This is a genomic window from Rhizobium sp. 2MFCol3.1 (assembly GCF_000377565.1).
GTDB lineage: Bacteria > Pseudomonadota > Alphaproteobacteria > Rhizobiales > Rhizobiaceae > Rhizobium.
In genome coordinates, this window is sequence record NZ_KB898380.1 from 42,648 (window position 1) to 48,647 (window position 6,000).

A 6,000-nucleotide genomic window follows, 5' to 3' on the forward strand; every position below is an offset into this window, starting at 1 on the left:
AATATGGCTATGGCAACATCTTACGATTATGCACCCCTTTTCCGCTCGAGCGTTGGCTTTGACCGGATCTTCAACCTGCTTGAAAATGCCCAGCGCGCACGCTCGATCAGCGACTGGCCACCCTATGATATCGTCAAGAGCGGTGACGACAGCTACCGAATTTCGATCGCAGTCGCAGGCTTCGCCGAAGACGATCTCGATATTACCTTTCAGTCCAACCTGCTGACCGTCACCGGCAAGAAGCAAGAGGCCACGAATGAGGGCTATTTGCATCGTGGCATAGCCGGCCGTCCGTTCGAGCACCGGTTCGAACTTGCCGACCACGTGCGTGTGAACGGAGCCGATTTGAGGAATGGTCTGCTGTCGATTAATCTTGTCCGTGAAATCCCGGAAGCCCTCAAGCCGAGGAAGATCGACATCCAGAGCACGCCGGCCCTCGCAAAACAGGCCGCCGCGGCGCAAATCGAAGCGCAGAAGGCTGCTTAATTTCCATATGCAATCATAGGCGAGGGCGCCACGCGCTGGCGCCCGTCAACATTCCGGGTTGGGAAGGAGACAGCGATGAAACCCGATATGTTCAAAGACCCTGTCACAATTTTAGTTGGCCTGGGCTTCCCCGCGCAAGTTCGCAGCGTGATGGACGCTTACCGACACCTTGCCGAATGGCCGACATCATTCAGAGACACGGCGCACTGCGTGGCTATGAAAGCGTGTCAGGCCGCACTTCGTGGTGAAATCGAAGCAGAGACGGCGCGCGGCCTCTTCGCGGCATTCGCCGCCAGGCATGATCTGCTGGCTCCCGAAACGGCCGCGATTGCTGCCTCTCGTATGCGACGAGACCGCGATTCCCACGTGCAATGAGGTGATTTCATGGATAATCCGATACTGCAGCAGGTGGTCGAGCGGGCAGTCACCGTGGGGCCGGCGGCGTTGATGCACGGCCGGTGGCTTAGGCGGCCGAGCGATGTCGTGAGAGCGTCATCACTCTCGCAGGACGACAAGCGCGCGATCCTGGCCGCGTGGGCGTCCGATCTAAATGCGGTAGTTTCGCAACCGGCTCTTCGTAAGTTGCCGGGCACGATCGAACCCGTCTCAATCGATGAAGTTCAGGCAGCGCTGAGAGAACTCGATCGGCAAAGCTGAGCCTAGGGGTGACGGGCGGCGGGTCGGACCGTCCATTGGCACTCATGTCCTGCTTCGAGTGGTTCATCTCCGCCACTTGCTGACCTGTGCTGCGTTCGTCAGACATGCCACTTCAGACGCATTTCGGTTCGGGCAGGACCGCCTGAAGTTCGGCAAGCCCCTCAGCTTCGTGACTTTCTTCCATGGTGCACCCTTTGGCTCCGTTGGCCCGGTTCGAAAGCGGTAGGAAGTCACCGATTGTACTCAGAGAAATACAACCAGAAGATAAGATCTCGAAAAATTCAAAACTAATCGTTGACCCCTGGCTGTCATTCCATTATGTATAGTTTATCGATCTTTTGCTTGCCGAGCTTTGTTCACCGCGCGATTGGCACCGTGCTCTAAGCGAACTTTTCTTTCAAAAATAGTCGGTTTTCGCCTGCGGAGCAGCTGGTTCGCGGTTCATCAATCTATGCTTTGAAAAGGTTCATCATGACCACCGGCACAGTAAAATGGTTTAATTCCACCAAGGGCTTTGGCTTCATTCAGCCTGACAACGGCGGTGCTGACGCCTTCGTTCATATCTCGGCTGTCGAGCGCGCCGGAATGCGCGAGCTCGTCGAAGGCCAGAAGATCGGCTTCGAACTCGAGCGCGACATGAAGTCGGGCAAGATGTCGGCCTGCAATCTGCAGTCCGCTTAATCGATATCTGCTTCCCTTTGACCACGGATGTACTGGCACTGCCGGAAGCAATTATCAGTTTGAGGCCAGGCAGTTCGCCTGGCCTTTTTCGTTTTGGCGTTTTAGCCAACATCGAGGACATTCAATGACAGTGACATATAGCAAATACCGCCAGCAGGCCGAGACCGCGTTCGGCAGTCTCCAGACAGAGTTCTTCGCCAAGAACAATGCGACGGAAGAGCTCCAATCTCTGGTCCAGGCACGCGACGCCAGGACGTTCAGGCTGCGCGAAGCGCGTCTAGCCAAGGAGCAAGCCGACCGGATGTCTGCAACATCCGCGCTGCTTGCCAAACGAACCAAGGCCGGCTGATCATCCCAACGACGAATGTCAGGATAAGAATTTGAGACACTCCAGAAACAACGACCTTACCGACCGACGCTCAGCTGCTGCGGACGCCAAGGCAGCTCTCCTTATGGCCTACCGCGCTGCAAAGACGGCGGCTGAGCCGTCACAAGCCGCCAGACAGGCCGAGCGCGTCTCCCTTGTGGAGGCTCGTGAAGCGCGCCGCGCGCAACGGGAACGACTGAAAGTCGAGGAGCGCGCCCGGATCGAGACCCTTGCGGCTCAAGAACGGGCGGCCACAGAGGCAGCAGCCGCGGCCGAGATCGAGGCTCGGCAGTCGGCCCAGAATGCCCGGATAGCACGGGTTGTTCAAGACGAGGCCGCCCGCAAAGCCGAGCGGGACAGGCGTTACGCCGCCCGAAAGGCCCGGCAGGCTTAACGTCCACTCCCGCCTCGTATGGGATGCGGCCGTGGAATAGACCAGGGCGTGATATACAGTCGCGCTCGAACTTACTCATTCCTTAGGAGCCTTTGATGGCACCGGACACCAACGAGCTGCAGGCAATCAATACGGCCTGGCAGATAGCGATTCAGGAAATCCTGCGCATGGTCATCCGCGACATGTACCATGGTGCGGGTGAAGCGGGCTTTAGTTCCCACATTGAGCGAATAGAAGAAGCGGCCGTGGACAGCATCCAGACTGACTTGAGGCTTCGCGGAACTGACGAGTGGACGGAGGTGCTGGTAAAGGAGAGGGCTTGCAATTTCGTGACGACTTTGCTGACCTCGTTCACCTACGACCGTGCCTGATCCGGTCGATTCTCATCTGAGCCGTTGGCTGTCAAAAAAATTGCGCTTCTTGAACTTTCCAACCCTGTGCGGGGTTGATCTGTCGGGCCTCTGCCTAGATCAACCCAGCGAAGCAGCAATGAGCCAAGCGGTCATACATGGAAGAGCATAGCGCAGAACGCCTCGCAGCCATCGTAGAGTCTTCCTTCGACGCGATCATCAGCAAAGACCTCACCGGGACGATCGTCAGCTGGAACAATGCGGCCGAGCGCATGTTCGGTTTTGCGGAAAGCGAGGCAGTCGGAAAGCCGATCTATCTGATCATTCCAGACGACAAACGTGATGAGGAGGCCGATATCCTACGGCGGCTGAAGTTAGGGGAGCGGATCGAACCTCTGCAGACGACCCGCCGCCATCGAGATGGGCGGATAGTCCCTATCTCGATCACCATATCCCCCATCAAAAGCCGCGGCGGCGAGCTAATAGGGGCGTCCAGCATCGCTCGGGATATCTCGGAGACGCGCGAGAGTGACCGCCGGCTTCGCCTTTTGATGCGAGAAATCAATCATCGCGTCAAAAATCAATACGCCATTGTGCTTGCCGTCATCCGGCAGACGGCAACACGCTCCCGCTCAATCGAAGAGTTCGAGAGGCGGGTTCGTGAGCGCATCATGGCGCTATCGCATTCGCATGATCTTCTCTCGCAGGTCGATTGGGCCGGCGTCAGCCTTGCCGATCTGGTGGCTCATCAGCTCAAACCTTTCGAAGCTGTGCAGCCGGTCCAGATTATCGGCCCGCAAATCGTTCTTGACGCAAACGCCGTTCTCAATCTTGGCATGGCCTTTCACGAATTGATCATGAATGCGATGCGCTTCGGCGTTACGGATGTCGGCGGCATATCCATCACGTGGCGAGTGGCCAGTGATGAGGGCGTCGACATGTTCGAGCTTATCTGGTCTGAGCAAGCCGTGCCCTATGCAGATTTACTGGCGCAGGATGAAGGCTACGGTGCTCTTGTCCTCTCAAAGGTGGTGCCATCGGCTCTCTCAGGTCAGGCGACCTGGAGTGTTGACGGCGGACTGGTCGTTTGGAAGTTCGCAGCGCCACTCGCACGTATCCAGATCGGCCTAGGGTCTACACCTCCCCTGGCATAAAAACGATCGCTTTCTGCCCACCTAAGGATGGGCAAGCTGCACTAAAGACGGATTGGCTTCTCCGTGCATGTCGAAGTATTTAAAGCGTGTCGCGCAAAACCAGATTCGGGATTTCCAAATCAGTTGATCCGTGATTCTTTTAGCCCATGGAAGGAGCCACACCATGGGCAAGCCGCATCCGATCGAGTTGCGTGAGCGTGTCGTTGCGTTTGTAAATGAAGGGCATAGCAACCGTGAAGCCGCTCGGCATTTCCGGGTTTCGCCTCGGTTCGTCAATAACATGATGATCCTGCATCGGTCATCCGGTTCTCTCGCCGCCGCCAAGCAGGGCCACCCGCCTGGTGGCGCGAAGCTTATGGCTCATGCTGATTGGGTTCGCGAGCGGATGTCCGCGCATGGCGAAACGACTTTGGATGAGCTGTGCGTTGCACTCGCGGAGCGCGGCATTGAAATCCATCGCGCTACGGTCGGGCGGTTTTTGCACCGGCTCGGACTAAGCAATAAAAACGTATGGCCCGCCCCGTTTGCAAGGAGATTTTACGGTGTGGTGATCAGTCTGCGTCAACGTATACGGTCTCGTGGGATAATTCCCACGGCCAAGATGGACATCCGCACGTTCAGGGCCCCAATAAAGCACTTCGGCATCTAGTGCCATTTTTTTAGCCGGGCTTTCCAAACGCCGTTCGACTGTCAGGCCATCTGCGCAATCCTTCCTGCAAAACCTAGTGGGCTAGCTGATTGACATTGCGTAGCCGATCCAATTACGCAGCTGCTGGATAGCTGCTATCAAAGCGAGTTTCTTTTCGCAGTGCAGCCCAGGCGATACGCGCCAGTTTGTTAGCCAGAGCTACAACCACCGCATTACGGTGTACACCCCGCTCGATCATGGCTTTTAGCCATCGTCCTAGAGGCGTGTCAGTTGTTGAAAGGGATGGTAGCGCCGCTCGAGCGCCATGAATGAGCAGCGTGCGCAAATAGGTATTGCCACGTTTTGATATCCCAAACAGCCGGGGCTTACCGCCGGTGGTGTATTGTCTAGGTACGAGTCCGAGCCATGCACCTAGATCACGCGCTTTTGCAAAGCTGCTCGCATCACCCACAGCGGCCACCAGGGCCGTCGCATTGAGCACGCCTATACCGGGAATGGAAGTCAGCCTGCGCATGGCGGCATCATCGCGTGCCAGCTGGACAAACTCCGTATTCAGGTCGCCGATCTTTGTGTCGAGTTCTCTCCATTCAGCTCGCAACTCGCCAACCAAATGAAGCATACGCGGAGACAATGTCTTATTGTCTTCTGCAAGCAACCCGTCCAATGCGAGTTCAAGTTTTCGTCGTCCAACAGCGAATATCAACCCGCGCTCCAGCAAGATGGCTCGAAGCTGATTGATCAAATTCGTTCGTTCGGCCACAAGGCGAGAGCGCACTCGATGTAGTGTTTGAATATCAAGCTGCTCCTGGCTTTTAAGTTCAACGAAGCGCATGGTCGGCCGAGATGCAGCTTCTGCGATCCCTTCAGCATCCCGGTCATCATTCTTCTGGGCTTTAATATACGGACGAACGTATTCCGGTGACATCAACCGGACCTCGTGGCCTTGCGCAGCAAATTGGCGACCCAGATGATGGGCACCGCAGCATGCTTCCATCGCCACCACGCAACCGGGAAGCTTTGCCACGTAATCAATCAGTGTTTGACGACGCATTGTCCGGCGAGCAACTACCGCGCCGGATATATCGACACCGACTAAGCTGCAAGAGTTCTTGCCCAGATCAATTCCAAGGATCCTTATAGTCATTGGCTCGTTCCTTTCTCTCTTAGATGCTACAGCATTATAGCAGACGAGGGGGACAAGGGCGGGCCATTCCATAAAGCCTCAAGGCAAGCGAGCAGCGCAGGCCGGAGATCGCCAAGGC

General features: G+C 56.5%; 10 protein-coding genes. 9 read left to right on the plus strand and 1 reads right to left on the minus strand.

Annotation, left to right across the window (positions count from 1 at the left end; all coding sequences use genetic code 11):
• The first annotated feature begins 9 nt into the window (after positions 1–9).
• The 9 genes from D460_RS0130575 (at position 10) to D460_RS34195 (ending at position 4,738) form a co-directional block, all read left to right on the plus strand.
• Complete coding sequence (locus tag D460_RS0130575) at positions 10–486, plus strand: Hsp20 family protein (protein WP_018902427.1); 477 nt, start codon at positions 10–12, stop codon at positions 484–486.
• A 75-nt stretch (positions 487–561) separates the two neighbouring features.
• Positions 562–861: a DUF982 domain-containing protein gene (locus D460_RS0130580; RefSeq protein ID WP_018902428.1), complete on the plus strand. Its 300-nt coding sequence runs from the start codon at positions 562–564 to the stop codon at positions 859–861.
• A 9-nt stretch (positions 862–870) separates the two neighbouring features.
• A complete protein-coding gene (locus D460_RS0130585) occupies positions 871–1,143 on the plus strand; it encodes a hypothetical protein (protein ID WP_018902429.1) in 273 nt (90 codons plus the stop codon).
• Positions 1,144–1,614: 471 nt separating this feature from the next.
• Entirely contained in the window at positions 1,615–1,824 is a 210-nt protein-coding gene (locus tag D460_RS0130590) for a cold-shock protein (protein ID WP_018902430.1), read from the plus strand.
• A 124-nt stretch (positions 1,825–1,948) separates the two neighbouring features.
• Positions 1,949–2,173 (plus strand): hypothetical protein, encoded by a 225-nt coding sequence (locus tag D460_RS0130595; RefSeq protein WP_018902431.1) that lies wholly within the window; start codon positions 1,949–1,951, stop codon positions 2,171–2,173.
• A 31-nt stretch (positions 2,174–2,204) separates the two neighbouring features.
• On the plus strand, positions 2,205–2,585 hold the full coding sequence (locus D460_RS37005) for a DUF6481 family protein (protein WP_018902432.1): 381 nt from the start codon (positions 2,205–2,207) through the stop codon (positions 2,583–2,585).
• Positions 2,586–2,680: 95 nt separating this feature from the next.
• Complete coding sequence (locus tag D460_RS0130605; RefSeq protein ID WP_018902433.1) at positions 2,681–2,956, plus strand: hypothetical protein; 276 nt, start codon at positions 2,681–2,683, stop codon at positions 2,954–2,956.
• A gap of 137 nt (positions 2,957–3,093) precedes the next feature.
• The gene (locus D460_RS0130610) at positions 3,094–4,089 is read left to right on the plus strand and encodes a PAS domain S-box protein (RefSeq protein WP_018902434.1); all 996 of its coding nucleotides are present in this window, start codon (positions 3,094–3,096) and stop codon (positions 4,087–4,089) included.
• 163 nt (positions 4,090–4,252) lie between these two features.
• Positions 4,253–4,738, plus strand: a complete 486-nt coding sequence (locus tag D460_RS34195; protein WP_018902435.1) for a hypothetical protein — start codon at positions 4,253–4,255, stop codon at positions 4,736–4,738.
• 112 nt (positions 4,739–4,850) lie between these two features.
• Here D460_RS34195 and D460_RS0130620 read toward each other — a convergent pair whose 3' ends face one another.
• Positions 4,851–5,882, minus strand: coding sequence for an IS110 family transposase (locus D460_RS0130620; protein WP_018902436.1), 1,032 nt, complete (start codon positions 5,880–5,882; stop codon positions 4,851–4,853).
• Between the last annotated feature and the right edge of the window lie 118 nt (positions 5,883–6,000).